General features: G+C 65.3%; 13 protein-coding genes and 1 rRNA gene. 4 read left to right on the top strand and 10 right to left on the bottom strand.

Annotated elements, in window-relative coordinates; translation table 11 throughout:
• From CH262_RS27940 to CH262_RS02810, 6 genes are all read right to left on the bottom strand, one after another.
• A 16S ribosomal RNA gene (locus tag CH262_RS27940) occupies nucleotides 1-95 on the bottom strand; the annotation flags it as partial.
• Nucleotides 96-579: 484 nt separating this feature from the next.
• Nucleotides 580-1,989: a plasmid pRiA4b ORF-3 family protein gene (locus tag CH262_RS02830; RefSeq protein ID WP_032385044.1), complete on the bottom strand. Its 1,410-nt coding sequence runs from the start codon at nucleotides 1,987-1,989 to the stop codon at nucleotides 580-582.
• A 219-nt stretch (nucleotides 1,990-2,208) separates the two neighbouring features.
• Nucleotides 2,209-2,757 carry an LpqN/LpqT family lipoprotein gene (locus CH262_RS02825; RefSeq protein WP_052056513.1) on the bottom strand — a complete coding sequence of 183 codons (549 nt, stop codon included), beginning with the start codon at nucleotides 2,755-2,757 and terminating at the stop codon, nucleotides 2,209-2,211.
• A 190-nt stretch (nucleotides 2,758-2,947) separates the two neighbouring features.
• Nucleotides 2,948-3,787 (bottom strand): HAD family hydrolase, encoded by an 840-nt coding sequence (locus CH262_RS02820; protein ID WP_094716820.1) that lies wholly within the window; start codon nucleotides 3,785-3,787, stop codon nucleotides 2,948-2,950.
• A gap of 28 nt (nucleotides 3,788-3,815) precedes the next feature.
• On the bottom strand, nucleotides 3,816-5,033 hold the full coding sequence (locus CH262_RS02815) for a metallophosphoesterase (RefSeq protein WP_094716819.1): 1,218 nt from the start codon (nucleotides 5,031-5,033) through the stop codon (nucleotides 3,816-3,818).
• A 101-nt stretch (nucleotides 5,034-5,134) separates the two neighbouring features.
• Nucleotides 5,135-10,069: an AAA domain-containing protein gene (locus tag CH262_RS02810; protein WP_094716818.1), complete on the bottom strand. Its 4,935-nt coding sequence runs from the start codon at nucleotides 10,067-10,069 to the stop codon at nucleotides 5,135-5,137.
• Nucleotides 10,070-10,285: 216 nt separating this feature from the next.
• Here CH262_RS02810 and CH262_RS02805 point away from each other — a divergent pair, with 216 nt between their 5' ends.
• The 3 genes from CH262_RS02805 to CH262_RS02795 all read left to right on the top strand — a co-directional run bounded on the left by CH262_RS02805 (nucleotide 10,286) and on the right by CH262_RS02795 (nucleotide 17,466).
• Nucleotides 10,286-10,888 carry a dihydrofolate reductase family protein gene (locus CH262_RS02805; protein WP_094716817.1) on the top strand — a complete coding sequence of 201 codons (603 nt, stop codon included), beginning with the start codon at nucleotides 10,286-10,288 and terminating at the stop codon, nucleotides 10,886-10,888.
• 14 nt (nucleotides 10,889-10,902) lie between these two features.
• Nucleotides 10,903-11,574: a TetR/AcrR family transcriptional regulator gene (locus tag CH262_RS02800; protein ID WP_048315815.1), complete on the top strand. Its 672-nt coding sequence runs from the start codon at nucleotides 10,903-10,905 to the stop codon at nucleotides 11,572-11,574.
• A 414-nt stretch (nucleotides 11,575-11,988) separates the two neighbouring features.
• Entirely contained in the window at nucleotides 11,989-17,466 is a 5,478-nt protein-coding gene (locus tag CH262_RS02795) for an ATP-binding protein (RefSeq protein ID WP_094716827.1), read from the top strand.
• A 122-nt stretch (nucleotides 17,467-17,588) separates the two neighbouring features.
• On the opposite strand, the gene CH262_RS02790 is transcribed toward CH262_RS02795, so the two are convergent.
• The 4 genes from CH262_RS02790 to CH262_RS02775 form a co-directional block, all read right to left on the bottom strand.
• Complete coding sequence (locus CH262_RS02790; protein WP_032383864.1) at nucleotides 17,589-17,804, bottom strand: hypothetical protein; 216 nt, start codon at nucleotides 17,802-17,804, stop codon at nucleotides 17,589-17,591.
• 96 nt (nucleotides 17,805-17,900) lie between these two features.
• Nucleotides 17,901-18,776, bottom strand: coding sequence for a pseudouridine synthase (locus CH262_RS02785; RefSeq protein ID WP_094716826.1), 876 nt, complete (start codon nucleotides 18,774-18,776; stop codon nucleotides 17,901-17,903).
• 3 nt (nucleotides 18,777-18,779) lie between these two features.
• Nucleotides 18,780-19,622: an oxygen-dependent tRNA uridine(34) hydroxylase TrhO gene (gene trhO / locus CH262_RS02780; RefSeq protein ID WP_094716816.1), complete on the bottom strand. Its 843-nt coding sequence runs from the start codon at nucleotides 19,620-19,622 to the stop codon at nucleotides 18,780-18,782.
• 18 nt (nucleotides 19,623-19,640) lie between these two features.
• Nucleotides 19,641-21,293: an alkaline phosphatase D family protein gene (locus tag CH262_RS02775; protein WP_094716815.1), complete on the bottom strand. Its 1,653-nt coding sequence runs from the start codon at nucleotides 21,291-21,293 to the stop codon at nucleotides 19,641-19,643.
• Between the two features lie 127 nt (nucleotides 21,294-21,420).
• Here CH262_RS02775 and CH262_RS02770 point away from each other — a divergent pair, with 127 nt between their 5' ends.
• Nucleotides 21,421-22,893: a cryptochrome/photolyase family protein gene (locus CH262_RS02770; RefSeq protein WP_094716814.1), complete on the top strand. Its 1,473-nt coding sequence runs from the start codon at nucleotides 21,421-21,423 to the stop codon at nucleotides 22,891-22,893.
• The last annotated feature ends 14 nt before the right edge of the window (nucleotides 22,894-22,907 follow it).

The following is a 22,907-nucleotide window of genomic DNA, read 5'->3' as shown; positions in this document are numbered from 1 at the left end:
GGCGACGTGTACCCCGAAAGGCCTTACCGCTCGACTTGCATGTGTTAAGCACGCCGCCAGCGTTCGTCCTGAGCCAGGATCAAACTCTCCGTAAAAGACTCTCGATCAACAGTCGAAACTGCAAATCAGTCATAAACATAAAGAGTCAAATCACTAGCAAATAAACTCAACTAGCATTTTCAAAACAACACCCGACAACAACCACCACAAGCGGATGGCTGATACATCGAATGCTTTCACCAAATAAAATTCGGCACTGACATTCATCGACACACTGTTGAGTTCTCAAAGAACACGCACACACTCGAACCCCACGAACACACGATCCGTAGGCCTCAAGGGCAACTGTTCCAGCCTATCCCAGCTTGGTCTCGGACACAAGGCCCGACTCTTGGGGGATAAAACCTGCCGAGCCACACGTCCAACCTCGTTCACCCAGTCCGTGAAGACCGGGTCGGTGTCCGTCGCTCTGACTCGACAAAAGTTACGCCACCAACCCCACACACGCAAATCGGCTGGTCAGGGCTCTGGAGACGCGTCGAGTCGGCCGAGACGGCACCGAACCCTCGGAATCGGCGGTCAACTGGACAAAGCGTCGCGTGCAAATCGACGGGACCAACTCGGTGAGTCCGACACGGCTTCCCGAAAGTAGAAGCTCGGGCCATGGGCACCGATGAGGTCGAGAAAGCTCATGGTCGTCTGAGCAGCGAACTTGGCGTCGAACACACCGGAATCCTCACTGGCCCAGCCTAATTCGGAGACCGTCTCGATCAGCATCTCGTTACGGTGGGCCGCTGAGGCCGATGCGGCCAGGGAGATCAGGAACAGCGTCGCGGCATCGGTCTCGTATGTCTCCCTCCCCAGCGGAAGCCGCGAGGCCGCATGCCGCCACATGCCGATCGGGTCGTCGGCCAGTGATTCGCCGAGCTTCGTGCGCAGCAGCCGCCCCTTCGCGATGCGGGTCAACCCGAGGTGTCGGACCGCCTCGCGCAAGTCGGTGACCTGATGGTGGTCGATCTCGCGGCTGCTCGACCCCACCCACCCCAGACCCCAATCGAGCTCGTCGCGGATCGCTGCCACGAAAGCGGGCTTGAGGTAGCCGGCATCGGTGAGGACAGCCCCGCCGTCGCCGACCTTTCGGAGGAACCAGGTGAGCTTGGCCATCGCGATCTCGGCAACCGGCAGGTCCACCGAACTTTCGACGGTGAGCTCGCACCGGGGCAGCAACGCCATCAGTGACGGCACGTGGGTGGGTCGTACTCGGTCGAACAGTCGCCCGATGGCCGGTGCGGCCGCGACAGCTTCGGCGAGCGTCGACCTACCGACATCTGCGGATTGCAGCACGCGGTTGACTGCATCGACCTCGAAACGGGCCGGGTCGAACGTCGGACCCCACTGCGAGAGAAGTTCGGAGTGTTCGGGGTCGGACGAGTCTGCCGCGATGTCCAGCGCCTGGGTATACCGCGACGGACCACCCGAGGACTCGGGAGGACACGCGCGGGCACCGTCGAGACAGATCGAACGAAGGTCGTCGATATCGGAGTCCTCGTGTTCCAGCTCGACTGTGTGGGTCCACCCGTCACCGAAATCGTATTCGTACGTCATGACGGATCCCGGGTGCGTCAACACCTCGTCGACGCGTACCCGCTCCTCGCTGGAGGCGTCGTCGTCCGGTTCGTCGTCGAGGGTCTCCTGCATCTCGAACCGTCGGGTCGCCCCCGCGGTTCTGACGCTGAATGCGTGCAGGTGTCGGTCTTCCCAGCCCACGGCGATCTGCAGTACCGAATGCAACTCGGACAACAACAGATCCGATCGCACGCGCACTCGTCGCCAGATCGACGGCCGCGTGTGATCGATACTCACCCTCAGCACCAGATTCGCCAGGCCACGCGCGGCACCCTCCGTTGCGCTGTGCTCGGTCGACTCGTCGGCTTCGGGGATATCCGGCACCACCGACAGGTGCCGAACGCGGCCGGTTCTGATCGACATGCGAACGACCCTAGCCGGATCGGTGCGGCATACCCAGGTGTCGCTGCCCGGCGCACTCGGACGCCGTCTGCGGCGATAGAGCGGACAGGCATCGCCTACTCTCGCGCGGAGCAGACTCCGTGCGCCCTGGACTGCTGCGGCTCGGTCGCCGGGGCGTCCGCCCGACTGCATCTTTCCCGGCCCGACAGCACGGGGTTGGCATAAAAAATCCGAGTGCCTCTACGCCGCGGGAAGCGTCAGTCCGTCGTTGATCGCGGACACGTCGAATGCGAGCGCTTCCAGCTGAGACTCGAGCGTCGTCACGGTCAATTGGACCAAGTACTGAGCTTCCTCGCCGACCACTGCGTAGCGCGTCGTCACCGCAGCCGCGAGCCCTTGGGCGACGTAGGTGCCCCGAATGAACCGTGACGGCCAACCGACCCACGACGCCGTACTCGCCTCCCGCTCGACCCACCCGGGCATCGCGCGCCCGTCACCGAAACCCAACGCCATCAACGCTTCCGGGTCGATGGAGTGAGAGAGCTTCCCGACCAGCAAGACAGCATTCGGCGCGAAACCGTTCTCCACCAGGTTCGGCTCGACCGTCACTTGGGTCGCACCGGGAAACTGTGCCGGATCGAGCGTCTGCCACCCCGCGGGAACCGGCACCGTGATGCCGAGATCGGCCGCCGCAGCGCCGTCCAGCGGCAACACCTGCAGTGCATGAGCGTCGAGATACTCGGCGATCGTGGTGGGTTCGGACGGTCGGGTCGTGGGAGAGTCGTTCACTGCAGGCCCTTCGTGGTGGTCGATTCGGCACGACCGAGGCTACCGGCGTCCGCCGAACCTACCTCGACGACTCCACACAGCAGGTCACTGTTGTTCGGAGACAAAGCGATCTGTTACGAGACAACGCCATCCGTGATGTCGGACCCAGATGGGTCGAAGGCCGGTCGACCGAGAACAGTATCGCGAACGACTACCGCTGCAACCGACGCTCGGTGAGTTCTTCGAGATAGCGGGCAACCGCATCGTCGTCGTGCGAATGCAGTACACGATCGGCCACAGCGCGCACCGGCTCCGCAGCATTCGATGGACACAGCGCGGTACCGGCCCACGCCAGCATGGGAAGGTCGTTGCGCGCATCTCCCACCGCTGCCACGTCGTCCTGAGCTACGCCCCACTGTTCGCACAACTCCGCCAGAGCAGTGGCCTTGGATACCCCGGCGGCGGACATCTCGATGTACGGTGCCCCGGAGTGCGTCAGCTCCACACCGACGAGACCTGCCTCGGCCACCAACGCGTACAACTCCTCGCTCGGCGTATCACTGTGTCGTGCAACAATTTTGACTGTCGGCTCGATGTCGGCCGACAGACCGTCCTCCGACAGCTCCATCTCGTGCGGGTGGCGGTGATGGTCGGCGAAGACACACAGCTCCGCGTATCGCGACTCGGCGACGAAACGAGTGGCACCCACAGTTGCGAACGCCACGCCGGGAACCAGAGATCGAACGGCGGAGGTGACAGCCGCGACCGTCTCCGTCGGCACCGACCTGGTCGCGACGATGACCGGGCTGCCATCGGCAAGGTCCAGCACCACCGCACCGTTCGCTCCCACTGCCGTACCGGTGAACCCACACGACGCCGCAAGCTCGGCGATGGAGTGCCGCGCCCGCGCCGTCGCCCACACCACCCGGATGCCGGCGGCTTCGGCCGCGGCCATCGCATCTGCCGTCCGCGCCGACACCGTTCGATCCGAACGAAGTAGCGTGCCGTCGAGATCGGTTGCGACTACCTGGATCTCTCCCGTGTGCCTCACCCGTCCGATACTGCCAGGTGCCGACGCGTCAGCCTGCCACCAACGTCAGGACCGAGATCTCACTCGGTGCGAACACCCGGAACGGCGGCCCCCAGAATCCCGACCCCCGACTGGTGTAGAGCTGCGTACGCGCTCCATGCCTGCTCAATCCGTGCACCACCGGCTGGTCCAGTCGAACCAATGCCGCGAACGGCCAGATCTGACCGCCGTGGGTGTGGCCGGAAACCTGCAGATCGACGCCCGCTCGGACGGCGTCGCCGATCTGTTTCGGCTGGTGGGCCAGCAGCAACACCGGGATCGACGGATCGGCCCCGGCCAGTGCCCCAGCCAGATCGGCACCGTGACCGGGGGCACCCGACCCTGCTGCCGTGGCGTCGTCCACACCGGCGATGACCAAGGCATCGTCACCTCGATGCAGCACGACATGACGATTGTGCAGCGCGTTCCACCCGATGCTCTGCATGTGGTCCAGCCACTCCTGCGCCTCACCGAAATACTCGTGATTACCGGTGACGTAGACGCGGGCGGCGGACGCGCGCATCGATTCCAGCGGCGCAGCCTGTTGCCTGCGCGTGGACACGGAACCGTCGGCAATGTCGCCGACGTGCGCGAGCACGTCCGGTTCGAGCGCGTTGACGGCGTCGGTCAGTCGCCTCGACCACACGGTTCGGTTCACCGGACCGAAGTGGGTGTCGGTGACCAGGACGACTCGCAGGCCGTCGAATCGGGCACCGAGCCGGGCGATGCTGATGCTCGTGTGCCGAACGCGCGGAGTGCGCATGGCCTCGTAATGGCCCCAGAGGGCAAGGCCGACGATTACTGTCACCGTCGCCGCCGCCGTGATTCGCGACCGCAATGGATCGTCGACACCGGCCGCCCACAGCCCGAGCCTGAGCAACAGTGAGAGCGCCGACCATACGAACGCGATCCAGGCGAGACCCAGCAGGACGTCGCCGAGACGCGCCCAGGCGTCCTTCCTGTCCCCCTCGCTGCCGGGCCGGTGACCGAGATACATCGCGGTGGGCAAGGCGAGCGCGGCAGCGATCACCAGTGCCGCGCCGAGCAGCCGAACCACCGGCGGCCACTGCGCACCCGCGAACAGCACGGTCCACATGGGCAGCCCGAACAGCACCGCACACAATGCAACGACCGTGGCCGGCAGCATGATTCGCCGACGAAGTGTTCGGTCGGGCCGTTCGGGCACCGCCCTGTCGGCGTGCAGCCCCTGCGTCTGTCGATCTGCCATCGGCGGAGACCCTCTTTGCTCGAACGTGCGCGAATACCGCGAACCAGACTACGACGGTAACGAGCTGCACGCTGACGGGCCGCGACTCCCGCGGACTACACCTACGGGCTGCGGCGCGTGGTGTATCCCCGCAGTCCGTTGAGAGGCAGTTGGTGCTCGGCGACCACCTCGTCGACCGAGCTCTCGGACTCCTCGACGCCACCACTCGATTCGACTCCGTCGACCGCGCCCCGTACTTCTTCGGAGCTGTCGACCGAATCGGATGCACCCGGTCCGTCCGAGTCCGCATCTGCGGCAGGCTCTTTCGGTGCTGTCGGGGGTGTGGACGCGCGCGGAGCTCCGGTCGCGTCGATCGTGCTCGAACCGTTCGCAGCACTAGTTCCGTTGGTCGACCCCGACCGTCTGGATGTGCCGGTTCCGTTCGTGGTGTCGGTGTCGGCGGTGTTGTCAGTAGGTATGTCGAGGCGGGGCATCGTCCACAGAGACAGCACCGAATCATGCCGAACGGGTGCGTTCGTTCGTGTCGCAGCCTCGAAAGCCCCGGAATCGTCGAACTGCGAGGACTCGAGCGGTACCGGTGTCCAGTTCTCCTCGGACGCCGTTCCGCCTTCCGCACCAACGGCACCGGGCTTGATTCCCAATCGCGCGAGGGTGAACCACAGACTGTCGAGAGCACCGTCACGATCGAGGTGGTATTCCGATTCCCGCACGCGCCAGAACGTCCACCCGCATCGCTTGAGTTCCTGCTCGCGTTGCAGATCCGCCGATCGTTGCGCGGGGGTGGTCGAGAACGAATCGACGTCGCATTCGACGGCGAGGCGAGAGGACTCCCCCGTGACGACGAGCGCGATACGCCGATTGTTCACTTCGACACCGGGATTGACGTGGAAGCCACGCTCGACGAGGTCGTTGAACAGCTGCTGTTCCAGCAGCGTCTCGAACGGGGCTTTCCTGATCTCGCGCGAGACGTTCTGGGGCATCGGATCGGCGGGAGCGGGTGAGACCGACGTGACGTAGCCGAGCAGAGAGTTACGCAGGTCTGCTCGTTTGAGGCGGTCGACGGTGACCGAATGGAACAGCCACAATTGATCCTGCGCCCGCGACGCGGCCACGTTGAACCGACGCTTGTACTGGTTCGAGGTCAGGGTGGCGAAGTTCTGATCCGGTGCCACCACCATCGACAGGAACACGACGTTGCGCTCGTCGCCCTGGAAGTCCGGTGGGGTGCCCACTCGCAAGCGGCGTTGTTCCCACTGTTCGATGCCGATACGTTTGATCAGCTCGTTGCGAATCTCGTCGACCTGCGACTGCCCCTGAAGCACAACGACTCCGAAGGTCGAGTCGTCGTACGCCGTATCGGCGAGGCACTCGGATATCTGCTCGGCGATGGCGATGGCCTCGGTACGGTTGACGAGCGAGGCGTTCTTTCCGGTGACCGTTGCCCCGCGAACGTACGTGTGCCGAAGCGGCGGCAGTCGATCGGAACCGAACTGCCGCACCGGCACCAGTGGCGAGTCTCCGTAGAACTGCTGACTCGACCAATTGATGATCTCCGGCATCGAACGGAAGTGCTCTCGTAGTCGCACCACCTGACCGAACCGGGTGCGCAGCATGGAGAACAGACTCGACCGCGGTGTCAGCGTCGCCCGCACGTGCTCCGGTAGATCCGGGAGATATACATCGAGGCGGTCGAACACGTCCTCGAGGGTGCCGGCCTGAGGGACATCGGCGGGCGCGCACTGCCGGTCGTCTCCCACCACGATCACCCGAGGCGCGAGGTACAGCAGGAACAGGCTCGTGATGTCGGCCTGGCTGGCCTCGTCGACGATGACGACGTCGAAGCTACCCGGCACCGGCGGAATCGACGCGAGCACCTGGGAGAGCGGCATGACCCAGGCGGGCACCGCGCTCTGTGCCTCTCGCATCGCCGATCGTGCTGCGCTGCGGTAGGTTTCGGCGTACTTGCCGGCACCCGAACCGATACTGGAAATGTGCTCGCGGTAAGTCTGCAGTGCGCGAACCTCGACGGCCGTCATCCGCTGCAGGCTGTTGAGCCAGGCACTCGCGGCAGCGAGACGAGTCGTGAGATAGGCGATGTCGACATCCGCGGCGGCCAACTCCGCTTCCAGCTGCTGCTCGAGACCCCCGTGGTGCTGCTCACCGACCCACTCGCGCGCGCGACGCCACGCCCACGCCTTGGACAGCTGCCAACTGAGCTCGTCCCATTCCGGGTCTGCCGCGGTGTCCTTGACCAACTCGAACAGGGCCGGCGCGACTGCCGACAGTGTGGCCGACATCGACTCGAGCAGCAGCTGATTCTCCTGCTCCGCGCAGGCCTGAGCGTAGGCGGAGACCGCGCCCGCCAATTCCGCAGGATCGGCAGCGCCGAGGGCCGTCACCAGATTCAGACCTTCGGGCGACGGTCCCGCGTCGATACGAGTGGCCACCGCGAACTGCAGAGCGTCCAGCTCGGCGCGGGCGATGTCGATGTCGACGCGCGCGGAGATGGCCGCCGCGGCTCCGGCTATCTCCTGAGCTTCGGCGAGGCTTCGAATCCACGGCGCAGCAGGCGACACCGTGTAGAGCCGATGTACCAGTGCGTCACGAGCGGCAACCACTGCCGCTACGGAACGGAGTCGATCGGCGATCTGCGCAACGGTGTTGACGCGAATCGATCGCGGGCCGTCGAGCGGGACGACGATCGCCAGGTCGGCCAGCAACACCGCCGCCGTCTGCACGGTGTCGAGAGCCCGAATATGTTCCGCGACAAGCCGAGCGGCCATCGCACTCGTCGCCGGTTGCCCGTCGACGGTGGCGACGATGCCGAGAGCTTCGACGGTCTTCTGCTCCTCGCTACGCCGAAATCGCGGCTTCCATTCGATTCCCGATTCCAGCGCAGCTGCGAGCGCATCCATAGCCTGCAGAGTCGCAGCAGACGTAGACGAGCACTGCACGTCGTGCGCGCCGATGTACCGGTCGGACGCTGCGGCAGTGGCAACGAGGTCGTCGATTCCGCTGACCCGCGACCACAGGTGAGACGCTTCTCCGGACAGCACCGAGTCGGTCACCCGCGCATACGTGGCATCGAGCTCCGCGACCACTCGCACGCGAGCCGCCAATTCCTCGCAAAGAGAACGGATGTCGGACGAGACGGCAGGTTCGACGCCGCCCAGCAACGTGATGAGGTCGGCAGCCAGCGGCGGGACGGCGTCTATCGGCGTATGCACACGCCGGCACAGCGCTGCGAGTTCGGCCGAATTCGGCAGCATCGTTTCGGGACGCGGCAGCACCTGGCGCGATCGTTGCTCGCGGGCACCGTCGGAGGTCGCAATCAGCGCTCGGAGTTGGTCGACCTGGGCACCGTCGAACGGTGGCCGGTCGGCGAGCAACGGCCCGGGCAGCCACTCGTGGGCGCCTTCGGCTGCTTTGACCTTACGTACGATCGACGCCACCGTGCCGTCGTACCCATCCGAAACATATTCGTGCACAACGGTTTCGGATTCGCGAAGGGCGCTGACACGGTTCAGCAGTTCCGTCCGACGAGCGAGCGCGGCCGCGCGGCGGGTGGTGAGCGCGTCGATCTTCTGCTGCTCACTGGCTTCGTCGAACGAGGTCTTACGCTCAGCGATCTTGGCGACGCTGCGATTCAACTCGTCCGAACCACCACGGGAGAGGTCGGTGATCGAGACGCAGAGCTCCTGCAACTCGGGTGGCAGCTTGTCGCGCAGGACTCGCAAAGCTTGTGACTTTTCACTAGTGACCAGAACCCGCTGACCTCGCGCCAGCAGCCCGGACATCAGGTTCGCGATGGTGTGGGTCTTCCCCGTCCCGGGCGGCCCTTCGACGACCACACCGCTGTCGCGTCCGAGTCGTTCGATGATCTGCGACTGCTCGGCGTTGGCCGGCAGCGGAAACAGAGGATCTTCGGCCAGCGCCGCCGACGCGCCGGCTCCGGTCCGTTCGAGCCATGCCATCCGATCGGCCGGCTCGATCGCGTCGACCAGTTGCGCGAGGCCCAGCGGAACCGGTGAGTCGGCGGCGTCGAGATCGGCGATCATCTGCTCGTAGTACTCGACCAGCGCGAACGAGTCGCGGGTTCGGAGCACGAGTGCGGGCGAGACCGTCAGCGTTCGATCGTCGTCGATGTATGCGAGAGCTCCCGGGGGCCCGAGGCGATCGAGCACCTCGATCTCGTGACGGGGAACTCGCGTCGCCCATTCACGCAAGAATTCTTCGACGCCCTCACCGAGCGGCGAGTCGACGTTGCCGTGCAGCTTCTCGGCGAGGGCCACCGAGCCGGAGGTATCGAAGTCCTTCGATCCGGTGAGCAGCTGGCCGTCCTCGAGACGCGGGGTACTACCGGCGACCAGTCGCACCAACAGGTCGCCGGTCCGCACATCACGTTCGATTCCGGCCGACTGGGTGAGGAGGTGAGTACGCACGCTGCGCTGGGGGTCGGGGTTGCTCGACGTCAGCAGACCCGATGCCACCACCAGTTCGATCGACTCGGGGCGCGAGGCGAGCTCTTGCATCATCAGTTGCAATGCTTGGTACAGCGCTGCCTTGGGCCGCCGGTCTCGATCTTCCTGAGCCCACTGCTTCCAGGACTCCGAGTACTGCTCGAAAGCCTTCTTGATCTCGTAGGCCTTGCGAATATCGAAATCGGCGTCGGACTCCTGCGCCTCGCCGCGACGACGTGATGCCGCCGTCGACGCGTCGGCGAGCTCGATCTCGCGGTAGCGACTGTCTCCGACGACCTGGGGATCGAGCCAACCCGTCAGAAGCGCCGGTGGCTCGGGCGGGTCGTCGACGGCAATGCGCGGCGCCCGAAGTACGACCCCGCCCTGGCCGGCCTTCGGGTCGAGACGAACCGGAATCTCACTGGAGTACAGCCACTCGACCTGGACATGATCGTCGAACCTCAGGACCGGATTCGACCGCGCCTCGACTATCTCGCGCAGGAAGCGCAACAGGCGCGCAACCCTGCTCTTGAGCTCGTCGTCGTATTCACGACCGGTAGCCGCTGCAGCCGTCACAGTTTCCCCACAAATGCTCGAATGGCCGTCCCGCCAGGGGACAGTGCTTACGCACCCGCGTCACAGTAGCCGTTGAAAAGCAGTTGTTCACCGGGGTCCGAGCACACAGAATGCGTTCTAGTGCTCGGTCACAAAGACCGACTCGGTTGCTTGGAACAACAACAGAAAACGCGGCCCGTCCGGACACGCACCGGCCGCCGATCGCAGGAGCGTCGCATGCGCAAGCTGGTCTACTACATCGCCGTCACACTCGACGGATTCATCGCCGCGCCCGACGGCACCTACGACTGCTTCGCGACCGAGGGTGATCACCTCGAGGCCATCGTGACCGAGCTGCCCGAGACGCTGCCGGTGCACGTCCGCACCGCACTCGGCGTCGATGCCCCGCCGGCGCGGTTCGACACCGTGGTGATGGGCCGGGCGACCCTGCAACCCGCGCTCGGCATCGGCATCACCAGCCCGTACCCCCATCTGCGGCAGTACGTGCTCTCCCATACGTTGCCTGCCGCGACGGACGCCACCGAGCCGATCGTCGGCCGGAACCCGATCGACCTGGTTCGAGAACTCAAAGCCGAGGACAGCGACGCCGACGTGTGGCTCTGCGGCGGCGGCCACCTCGCGGGGCAGCTCGTCGACGAGATCGACGAGCTGTTTCTCAAGGTCTATCCCGTCGTGCTCGGCCGAGGCATCGGGCTGTTCGCACCCGAGACCGGACCCGAGCCGCCGATCGCAGGAAGGTTCGAGCATCTGCACTCACGCCAGTTCGACAGCGGCGTGCGGTTCACCCGGCTGGTTCGCCCCGACGGCGGTGAGCGATGACGTATAAAGACTGAATGCCTGCCGCACCGGTGTCCGAAGGGGAGCAGCCGACTCGCCGGCCGACGACCCAGCGCGGACTACGGACCCGATCCGCACTGGTGGCAGCCGCCCGACGCGTGTTCGAGGACAGCGGCTACCTCGACTCCCGGCTGATCGACATCACCAGAGCCGCGCACTGCTCGGCTGGGACCTTCTACACGTATTTCACCAGCAAGGAAGAGATTCTGGCCGCGGTGCTCGAACAGGCCAGGGACGACATGCTGCACCCCGGCACGGAACGGGTGGACCCGCACGACGATCCCGCTGCCGTGATCGCAGCCAGCAATCGGGCGTACTTCGAGGCATATCGGCGCAACGCCAAGCTGATGGCACTGCTCGAGCAGGTCTCCAACATCGATCCCGACTTTCGCCGCCTGCGCCGCGAACGCGCCGACGCGTTCGTACGACGCAATGCACGCAGTATCGAGAGCCTGCAGAAACGCGGCGTGGCGGATACCGACCTCGATCCCCTGCTCGCCTCCCGCGCGTTGTCGTCGATGATCAGTCGTCTCGCGTTCAACCACTTCGTCGTCGACGCCGAGGACGACAATCCCGACGCCGACTACGAGGCGCTGCTCGCCACTGCGACAAGGCTGTGGGTCAACGCGTTGCGGATACCGGACAAGAGCGTCGGACACACCGGATGAACGCCTCCTCGGCAACCTGCTGCTCGTCCGAAACCGCCTTCGTCGACCTGTACCCGTCGGTAATGTACTCGCCGGTAGCCAGAGATGGTGAGGAATCACGAATTATGCTTCCCGACAACGCTACTCGTGAGTACGAATCTGTCGTGAGGCAGAGGAAAGAAAATGTCCAATACGGAATGCGTTGTCACAGAATTGAATTGGCTCGTTCGTGATCAATCACACTCACCCCGAACGCCGTTGGCACGGCACAGGGCCCGGTTGCCGCTAGAATAAGTCGACCGGAGTGCTGCATGGGCGCAGGACCGGAGCCTGCGGAACGACCCGACAACCATCAAACGGACATGCCCAGCCGGACCCACCTCCCATCGAGTGCACCGACGCGATGTGCGCCTACACCGAGCGAAGAGAGATACGTTGTTCAAGCGGATTGCAGTAGTCAACCGAGGCGAGGCAGCAGTACGGCTGATCCGAGCCGTCCGAGAGCTCAACGCCGAACACGATTACGGCATCCGCACCGTAGCGCTGCACACCGAGGCCGAGAAGCGGGCCATGTTCGTCCGCCTGGCCGACGAAGCGGTCACGCTGCGTAAGCCGGCGAGCGGTTCGGCCTACCTCGATTACGGCGTGCTGGAAGCGGCACTGGTGGAATCCGGGGCCGACGCCGTATGGGTCGGCTGGGGCTTCGTCGCCGAGGACCCGACGTTCGCCGATCTGGTCGCCCGCTTGAACATCACCTTCATCGGCCCGTCCGCGGACGCGATGCGCCTGCTGGGCGACAAGGTCGAGGCCAAGATTCTCGCCGAGAAAGTCGGCGTTCCCGTCGCACCGTGGTCCGGCGGCCCCGTCGAGACCCGCGCCGACGCCCGTCGGCACGCCGCGGCGATCGGCTACCCGTTGATCATCAAGGCCCGCTCGGGCGGCGGTGGCCGCGGTATCCGCAAGGTCTTCCACGAGGACGAACTCGAACTGTCCCTCGAACGCACCCAGGGTGAGGCCGAGCGCTCGTTCGGCGACCCCGTCGTGTTCCTCGAGCGTCTGGTCACCGATGCCCGGCACGTCGAGGTCCAGGTCATTGCCGACAGTCACGGCAACGTGTGGGCCCCCGGTGTGCGCGACTGCTCGATTCAGCGTCGCAACCAGAAAGTCATCGAGGAGTCCAGCTCCCCGCTGCTGACCAAGGAACAGTCCGATCAGCTGCGCACGGCCTCGGCCGAGCTGGTCAAGGCCGCCGGATATCAGGGCGCGGGCACCGTGGAGTACCTCTACCAGCCCGAGCAGAAGATCTTCACGTTCCTCGAGGTCAACACCCGCCTGCAGGTCGAGCACCCGATCACCGAATACACCACCGGCATCGATTTGGTGAAGCTGCAGATCCTCGTCGCCGACGGTCAGGCACTGCCCGGCGACTGCCCGCCCGAGTTCGGTCACGCCGTCGAGGCCCGCCTCAACGCCGAGGACGCCGACAACGGCTTCGCACCGGCCCCCGGCACCGTCGAGCTGCTCAAGTTCCCCCTCGGCACCGGCATCCGCGTCGACACCGGCATCGCCCAGGGCGACGTCATCCCACCCGACTACGACTCCATGGTCGCCAAGGTCATCGCCTGGGGCCGCGACCGCAGCGAAGCGCTGGCGAGACTGCGTAACGCACTGCGCGAGACCACGGTCGTCATCGACGGCGGCACCACCACCAAGTCGTTCCTGCTCAGCCTGCTCGACCGCGAGGAAGTCATCTCCGCCTCCGCCGACACCGGCTGGCTCGACCGCACCGAAGCCGGTTCCCAGGTGGGGCCGACCGCCGTCGCCGACATCGCCATCATCGCCGCAGCGATCGATGCCTACGACGCCGAGGAAGGCCGCGAGCGCACCTCGTTCCTCAACTCCGCTCGCGGCGGGCGCCCACGCGCGACACACGCCATCGGCCGCACCGTCGAGCTGAACTACCAGGGCCAGGCCTACAAGCTCGAGGTCGGCCAGACCGGTACTCACCGCTACAGCATCGAAAGCGACGGCATCGGCGAACTGCAGGTCGATGTCGAGCGCCTCGGCACCTACGAGAGCCGCCTCGTCATCGGTGACCGCCGCTACCAGGTGGTCACCGTCGCCGGAGCCGCCCACTTCCTCGTCGAGGTCGACGGCATCAGCCATCAGATCTCCCAGGACGAGGCCGGGTTGGTCCGCGCGCCTGCACCCGCTGTCGTCGTCGCCGTCCCGGTCGCCGTCGGCGACGAGGTCGAAGCAGGACAGACCCTCGTCGTCCTCGAATCGATGAAGATGGAAACTGCCGTCCGGTCCCCGTACGCGGGCACCGTGCGTGAGGTCCTGGCCTCGGTCAACGGACAGGTCGACGCGGGAGCTGCACTGCTGCGCGTCGATCAGGCCGGAGAACAGAAAGTCTCCGAGCAGGCACCTCGGGTGCAGTTCCGTGGCGTCGACGACGCCGCGCAGCGCTCGCCGCAGCGTCGCGCACTGGACCGGCTCGACGAACTCGCTGCCCTCATCACCGGCTTCGACGTCAGCGGTGCCCGGGCTCGAAACCTGTTGTCCACCTACGAGACTCTGCGTGCCGAGGTGCCACGCGACGATTCGGAGCTGGTCACCGCCGAACTGGCGTTGCTGAACACCTTCGCCGACATCTGCGAGCTCTCCCGCAACCGTCCGACGATGGACGAGGAGAACAACGACGAGCGAGTCCACTCCCCCCGCGAGCACTTCCACTCGTTCCTGCACTCGCTCGACGCGGACGTCCAGGGTCTGCCGGAATCGTTCCGCGCCAAGCTCACTCGCGCGCTTGCGCACTACGACGCTGCCATCGACGAGGGCCGAACCCCGGCTCTCGAAGAGGCCGTCTACCGCGTCTTCCTCGCCCTGCAGCGCATGGAGAACCAGGTTCCGGTGATCGCGGCCCTCCTTGGCCACTGGCTCAGCGACTCCTCCGCCCAGCCCGAGGCCACCCCGGCCATGGCCGAGGTACTCGAGCGCCTCATCGGTGCCACTCAGGCTCGCTACCCCGTCATCGGCGACGTCGCCCGCAACCTGCGCTTCCGGTTGTTCGACGAACCACAGATCCGGATCGCCCGCGAGAAGGTCTACGACGGCGTCCGTGGCAGCCTGCAGTACCTGGCCGAGAACCCCGACGCAGCCGACTACTCTGCTCGTGTAGCCGCTCTCGTGGCGACACCGGAACCACTGATCGAGCTTCTGGCACAACGGATCACCGATCCCGGTGCCCTGCTCGAGGTGATCACCCGTCAGTACTACGAAATTCGCACCCTCGAGGATGTCAAGGCCTTCGACCGCGACGGTAAGCACTTCGTCACCGGCAACTTCGAGCTCTCGGGCGAACGACTGCATCTGATCTCGACCGCGACGGACTTCGATTCACTCGCAACGACTCTCGACGCCGTCGAGGACATCGCCGGCCCGTCGCCCGAAAACTTGGCCGTCGATCTGTACCTGTCGTGGCCGGACGCCCCCGCCGACGGCGACGTGCTCTCGGCCCGACTGCAGGAAGTTCTGGCCGCCCACTCCGGGTCCGGCCGCTGGCGCCGGGTCACGGTCACCGTGTTCGGCGCGGTCACGCGAAAGATGACGTACCGCCGCACCACGGTCGAGGGATCCGAGCCCCTCGCCGAGGACACCATCATCCGGGACATGCACCCGCTCACCGGTCAACGACTCGACCTGTGGCGACTGAAGAACTTCGACGGCGTTCGCCTGCCCGCCAGCGCCGGAACCTACTTGTTCCACCTGACGTCCAAGGCCAACCCGTCCGACGAGCGACTCGTCGCCCTCGCCGAGATCCGCGGCATCACAACACAATTGGACGACGCCGGAAACATCGTCGCCGTGCCGGAGATCGAACGCACCGTCGCAGCCTGCCTCGACGGCATCCGCCGCGCCCAGGCCGGACGCGGCAAGAAGCGTCTCGACGCCAACCGCGTCGTGCTCTACGTCTGGCCGGTACTGAACGTGCCCGCCGACCGCATCGCCACCATCGCCCGGCACATCGCACCGCTGACCATCGGAGCCGGACTCGAAGAGATCACTCTGATCGCACGTCTGGCCGAAACACCGGGCGCGACGCCGCGCGAGGTGGCTCTGCGCCTGTCGTACCGGTCCGGTGCCGGCATCGTCGCCAAGGTGACCCCGCCGCCGACCGAGCCGATGCGCCCACTCGACGAGTACACCCAGAAGGTGCAGCGGTCCCAGGCCCGCGGCACCGTGTACCCGTACGAGCTGATTCCGTTGCTCAGCAGCAACGGTGGCACGTTCACCGAGTACGACTTCGACGCCGACGGCGTGCTCGCCCCGGTCGATCGTCCCTACGGCCGCAACTCCGCGGGCGTCATCGTCGGTGTGGCCACCACCCCGACCGCCAAGTACCCCGAGGGCATCACCCGCGTCGCACTCTTCGGTGACCCCACCAAGGCGCTCGGCACCGTCGCCGAGGCGGAATGCTCGCGGATCGTCGCGGCCATCGACCTCGCCGAACAACTCGGTGCCCCCGTCGAATGGTTCGCATTGTCCTCCGGCGCAACGATTTCCATGGAATCGGGCACCGAGAACATGGACTGGGTCTCGCGCGGTCTGCGTCGCATCATCACCTTCACCCAGGCCGGCGGAGAGATCAACATCGTCGTCGCGGGCATCAACGTCGGCGCGCAGCCGTACTGGAACGCCGAAGCCACGATGCTCACCCACACCAAGGGCATCCTGGTGATGACCCCCGACAGTGCGATGGTGCTCACCGGAAAGCAGTCCCTCGACTACTCCGGCGGCGTTTCGGCCGAGGACAACTTCGGTATCGGTGGCTACGACCGCGTCATGGGCCCCAACGGCCAGGCGCAGTACTGGGCACCGAACCTGCGGGCCGCATGCGACATCCTGTTCGCTCACTACGATCACGCGTATGCCGCACCGGGAGAACGCTTCCCACGCCGTGCAGCCACGGCCGACCCGACCGAGCGCGACGTGCGCACCTACCCGCACGTCCACCCGTCGAGCGACTTCACCACCGTCGGCGACATCTTCTCCTCGGTGACCAACCCGGACCGCAAGAAGCCGTTCGACATTCGCACCGTGATGCGCGCCGTGGTCGACCAGGACCACTCGGTGCTCGAGCGGTGGGCCGACATGGCCGACGCCGACACCTCGGTGGTGTTCGACGCCCACCTCGCCGGAATCCCGGTGAGTGTGATCGGTATCGAATCGCGAGCCATCCCCCGCAAGGGCTGGTTCCCGTCCGACGGCCCCGATCAGTGGACCTCGGGAACCCTGTTCCCGAACTCGTCGAAGAAGACGGCCCGCGCCATCAACGCCGCCAGCGGAAGCCGGCCGATCGTGGTGCTGGCCAACCTCTCCGGCTTCGACGGATCACCGGAATCGCTGCGCAACATCCAGCTCGAATACGGCGCCGAAATCGGCCGCGCCATCGTCAACTTCGACGGACCGGTCGTGTTCTGTGTCGTCTCGCGCTACCACGGCGGCGCGTTCGTGGTGTTCTCCGGAGCACTCAACGACAACATGGAGGTCCTCGCAGTGGAGGGCTCCTTCGCCTCCGTACTCGGCGGTGCCCCGGCAGCCGCAGTGGTGTTCACCCGCGACGTCAACGCCCGCACCGCAGCGGACGCCGACGTCAAGGAGCTCGAAGCACGACTGAACACAGCCGAGGACGACGCCACCCGCTCGGCACTGCGCGTCGAGCTGGCAACCGTGCGAGCGAACGCCCGCAACGCCAAACTGGGTGAGGTGGCCGCCGAATTCGAGGCCATCCACAACATCCAGCGCGCACAGAGCGTCGGATCGGTGCACCACATCGTCCCCGCCGCCGAACTACGCCCGCAGCTGGTTGCCGCCGTCGAACGCGGAATGGCTCGGTCGCTGGCCAAGTAGGGCTCAGACTCCACGCACACGCGCGCGCGTTTGCTGGATGCGAGCGGAATGGTCACCTGTTCCGCGAGCGTCCGGCGAACGCGCGCGCGTTTGTCGGTTGGGGGTTCAGTACAGAGCGTGCGCTACCAGTAGGTCACGTCTGTGGCGACGATTCCGGTGCACTGTCCGGTGAAGATGGTCACCGAGCAGGCCTCCCACAACCTGGACAGATCCGAGAACAAGCTCGACACTCCGTTCGCGCTACCGGTGCTCGCGCTTCCGGTATCGGCCACCGCGACCGCTGGCGACGCTATGGCGATGACGGCAGCTCCCAACACAACAGCAATACGACGCTTCACGCAGTTCTCCTCTGTGCTTCCATCGGACATGTCTGCTCGTCACGCTAACCTCGCGCCCGAATTGTCACCATCGTCCGAACGAACGATTCCTGGGCGTCAGAGCTGGAGTTCTCGGGCGCTGGCGAATCGCCGCTGTTCGCCGGTGAGCGGGTCGGTGAAGTCCAGTGCCCGGGCCAGGAGTTGCAACGGCCGAGTGAAGTCGTCGGCGGGAGTCGATGTGTACACCGGATAGTAGGGGTCGTTCACGATGGGAATCCCCAACGACGACAGATGGATTCGCAGCTGATGGGTCTTACCCGTCTTGGGAAAGAGCCGATAGCGGGCGAGGTCGCCGAGAGTGTCGATGAGCTCGATTCTGGTTTCACTGTTCGGCTCCCCCGGCTCCTCGTACGCCGTCATGACACCGTGTTCCTTGAGGATTCGGCTCTGCACGACGCGCGGAAACCGCAGTGCTGCATCGAATCCTGCGACGGCCTCGTATTCCTTGGTGACGTTGCGTGAGGAGAAGAGTTCCTGGTACGGCCGTCGGGCATGCTTGGTTTTGGTGAAGAGCAACACCCCGGCGGTGGCGCGATCGAGTCGGTGCGCGGGCGTGAGGTCGGGGCAGTCGAACTGCCTGCGTAGGCGCACGGTCGCGGTTTCGGTGACGTGCCGACCACGCGGGATGGTGGCGAGGAAATGTGGCTTGTCGACCACCAGCAGATTTTCGTCCTCGTGCAGGATGCCGATCTCGAACGGCACCGGAACCTCGTGCGCTGGAACACGATAGAAGTACACCAGACTGCCGGCGCGGTAGCGAGTGTCCAAAGTTATGGGCCGACTCTTCTCGTCCACCAGTTCGGCGTCGCCGATTGCCCGACGCCAATCGTCGTCGGGCATCTCACGTTCGAGATATTCGACGATGGTGGTGGCCGGATCACCATGCGGCAGAAGCAGTCTCAGAGGCGCAAGACCGTCTCGAAAGGGCAGCATCACTCAGGCGCAGTCGAGACAGATCAACCGCAAACCACGGCCGGCATCACCGTCGAAGTCCTGGTACCGGGACGTCGGGTTGCCGCAGGCACTGCAGCGACCGATGACGGCGGTGTGGTCGGAGAAGTTCTGTGCCATCCGTTTGTCGAACACGAACAGCGAGCCCTCCCAGAGCGCGTCGTCGCCGAAAGTTTCTGCGTACCGGACGATTCCGCCGTCGAGCTGATAGACCTCCTCGAAACCGCGAGCCACCATCAACGAAGACAGCACCTCACACCGCACTCCCCCGGTGCAGTACGTGACCACCGGCGACTTCTTCAGATGGTCGTAGGCACCGGAATCGAGCTGGGACACGAAGTCCTTCGTCGTCTCGACGTCGGGCACCACCGCGTTCTTGAACTTGCCGATCTGCGCCTCGAACGCGTTGCGGCCGTCGAAGAAAACCACGTCGTCACCGCGGGAATCGACGAGCTCGTGCACCTGCTGCGGGCTCAGATGAGCGCCACCGCCGACCACGCCATTGGCGTCGACCTTCAGTTCCCCTGGGGCTCCGAACGTGACGATCTCGTCGCGCACTCGCACGCTCAATCGCGGAAAGTCGTTGCCGAGGCCGTCGGACCACTTGATGTCGGCCGACTTGAAGGCCGGGTAGCTGCGCGTGCCGCGGACGTACCTCTTGACGTCGTCGACGTCGCCGCCCACCGTCGCGTTGATGCCGTGATCGGAGATGAGGATGCGTCCGGTCAGGTTGTTGGACGCGGCCAGCGTCTGCTGCCACAGCCGGATCGCCTCGGGATCTGGCAATGGAGTGAACACGTAGAACAGGACGATTTTCGGTACAGCCACGCTGTCCAGTATGGCGGGTCAGCCCAGTGGCGGTGCCGCCGCCCGAAGCCGCTGGGTGCCGGAGTCGACGGTGAAGCCCGCTCCCCAGTACACGCCGGTCCGCGGATCCTCCTTGGCGGTGAGGAACCAGTGGTCCATCCGAGCCGCCGTCTTGGTGACCTCGAAGACGCCGAAACCGTGACTGTCGAGGTCGACGAACTTCACGTGCTGGTTGAGCGCCTTGAACGCTTCCTCGGCGACCCGGCCCAGCGTGTGCGGCGGAGTGTGCGTCAGATCGTCGATGTTGGCCGAGCTCACCGAGGTGACGACGAGCTCGGTGGCAGCCGGTTTCGTCGTTGCGTAGTGCGCTGCGTCGAGGGGTACCTCGCAGGCCCAAGCGGAGTGGATGTCGCCGGTGATGAAGACGGTGTTGTCGACGCCTGCGTCCACGATGGCACCGAGCAGCTTGCGGCGGTCGGCCGTGTATCCGTCCCAAGGATCTGCGTTGTAGGGCAAGCCGCCCTCCGGGATTCCGAGGAGCGAGGTGACGGCCCTGGCTGCGTCTCGATCGAGCGGTGGGATCAGAGTGGGCGTGATCATCACCGGATTGCCGACGATCTTCCACTGCGTCGGCGACGAGACGATGCCGTCGGTGAGCCACTGCATCTGCTCGGCACCGGCGATGGTGCGGTTCGGTGAATCGACCTCGGGGCCGTTGAACGGCAACACCTGCTGCGAGCGGTAGGTGCGCAGGTCCAACATCGAGAGTTCGAGCAAGTTGCCGAACCGCAGCCTGCGGTACAGGTGACGGTTGGTGGCAGTGCCTGCTGCGCGGACCGGCATCCACTCGTAGTAGGCCTTCTCGGAGTTGGCCTTACGCGTGTACCAATCGCCCTCGGTGGCCGGCGTGTGGTTCTCGGCGCCGCCGTCGTACGCGTCGTTGGCCGACTCGTGGTCGTCCCACGTGCAGATCCACGGAACGTCGACGTGCGCTGCTTGCAGATCCGGGTCGGACTTGTACTGACCGTGCCGCTGGCGGTAGTCGGCGAGGGTGACGATCTCGTGGGTGGGCGAATGCTGCCGGACGACGCCGTCGCGCCCCGGAAATCCGCCCGTCTCGTACTCGTAGATGTAGTCGCCGAGGTGCACGATGGCGTCCAAGTCCGTCCTGGCCGCCAAATGTCGGTAGGCACCGAAGTAGCCCGATTCCCAGTTGGAGCACGAGACGACGCCGAAACGCATCGCATCGACGTCGGCATCGTTGGCCGGGGCGGTGTGCGTGGTCCCGACGGCCGACGCCGCGTCGTTCGTGCGGAAATCGTAGAAGTACGTGGTGTCTGCACTGAGGCCGTCGACGTCGACTTTCACGGTGTGATCGGTATCGGGGCCGGTGGAGACGGTTCCGGAGGCGACGACGCCACTCATGTCTACGTTCCGGGCGATGCGCCAGGCCACCGATACCTGCGGGCCGACGCCGGAGCCCGGGGTGGCGTCGGGCGTGGGGGTGATGCGGGTCCACAGAATGATCGCGTCGGGCAACGGATCTCCCGATGCCACCCCGTGCAGAAAGCCTCGGTCGCTGCCTTGGGCGTGGGCGACCGCGGGCAGTGTCGTGACGACTCCGGCCACGGCAACGGCCACCGACGACGAGCGAAGAAACGTTCTTCTGGACAGCGCAGAATCAGCGGGCATCGGGTCAGTCCATGCGATGGATCGTCGGTGGTCAAGTAAGGCGCGCCTGGGTCGGCCACAGTGTTCACCAGCCGGCCATGCTGCGGACGCTGGTTTGCCGTCGTCGTTGCGGGAGAACACTCCGAGAATGGACGCTCTGTGGTTGTTCGGTGATCAGCTCGGCCCGCATTTTCACTCCGTGGACGAGCATGCCGAGCGAGACGTGCTGATGATCGAGTCCCGGCGCGTGTTTCGACGCCGGCGATACCACCGACAGAAGCTCCATTTGGTGTTGTCCGGGATGCGTCATCTGGCCGACGAGCTGGGTGATCGCGTCACCTACCTGCAGACCGAGACGTATCGCGAAGCCCTGGCCGAGTACGGCAAGCCCGTGGTGGTGTTCGAGCCCACCTCGCATGCGGCGGAGAAGTTCGTCGCTGCCTTGCACGAGGAGGGTCTGGTCTCGGAAATTCTGCCGACGCCGATGTTCGCGCTCCCCCGGGCCGAGTTCGCCGACTGGGCGGCCGAGCGCGGAACCTTTCGCATGGAGACGTTCTACCGCGAGCAGCGCAAAAGATTCGATGTGCTGATGGACGGTGCCGACCCGGTCTCTGGCAAATGGAACCTCGACGCCGAGAATCAGTCGCCACCCCCGAAGGGTCGGCTGACCCTGGGCGTGGAAGAACCGTGGTGGCCGACCGAGGATGCCATCGACGACGAGGTGCGTGCCGATCTCGATTCGTGGGAGCTGGACACAGTCGGAGTCGACGGGCCACGAGTGTTCGCGGTGACTGCCTCCGAGGCCTCGGAAGCGTTGTCGCACTTCATCGATTACCGCTTGGACGACTTCGGCAAATACGAGGACGCAGTGATGGCCGACGACTGGACGATGTCGCACTCGCTGTTGTCGGTCCCGCTCAACCTCGGTCTGCTGCAACCGTTGGACGTGGCGCACGCCGCCGAGGACGCCCATCGCGACGGCACCCCGCTGGCGAGCGTGGAAGGTTTCGTTCGGCAGATCCTCGGCTGGCGCGAATACGTGTGGCACCTCTACTGGCATATGGGGCCGGAGTACCTCGAACGGAACAAACTCGAAGCCCATGAGCCGCTGCCGGATTGGCTTCTCGAATTGGACGGCGACGCGGTGGTAGCGAAGTGCCTCTCCAGTACCGTCGACGGCGTACGCGACCGCGGCTGGGTGCACCACATTCCGCGGCTGATGATCCTGGGAAACTTTGCGCTGCAACATGCCTGGGACCCACGAGCGTTGACCGAGTGGTTCGCCACCGCTTTCGTCGACGGATTTGCCTGGGTGATGCCGGTGAATGTTATCGGCATGAGCCAGCACGCGGACGGTGGAGTGATCGCCACCAAGCCCTACGCTTCGGGTGGGGCCTACCTGAACCGCATGACCGACTACTGCGGCACATGCGAATTCAATCCGAAAAAGAGGCTGGGTGACGACGCCTGCCCCTTCACCGCGGGCTACTGGGCCTTCGTCCACCGACACCGCGAGATGCTGGCACTGAACCACCGCACCGCGCGACAGGTGTCGTCGATGAACCGATTGAACGACCTCGAGCAGGTGCTGGAACAGGAACGTCAACGCGAGGTGTACTGACGCGCCCTCGACTA

It is taken from the genome of Rhodococcus sp. 05-2255-1e, assembly GCF_002259025.1.
Lineage (GTDB): Bacteria > Actinomycetota > Actinomycetes > Mycobacteriales > Mycobacteriaceae > Rhodococcoides > Rhodococcoides fascians.
This window is presented reverse-complemented; position numbering and strand designations above follow the sequence as displayed.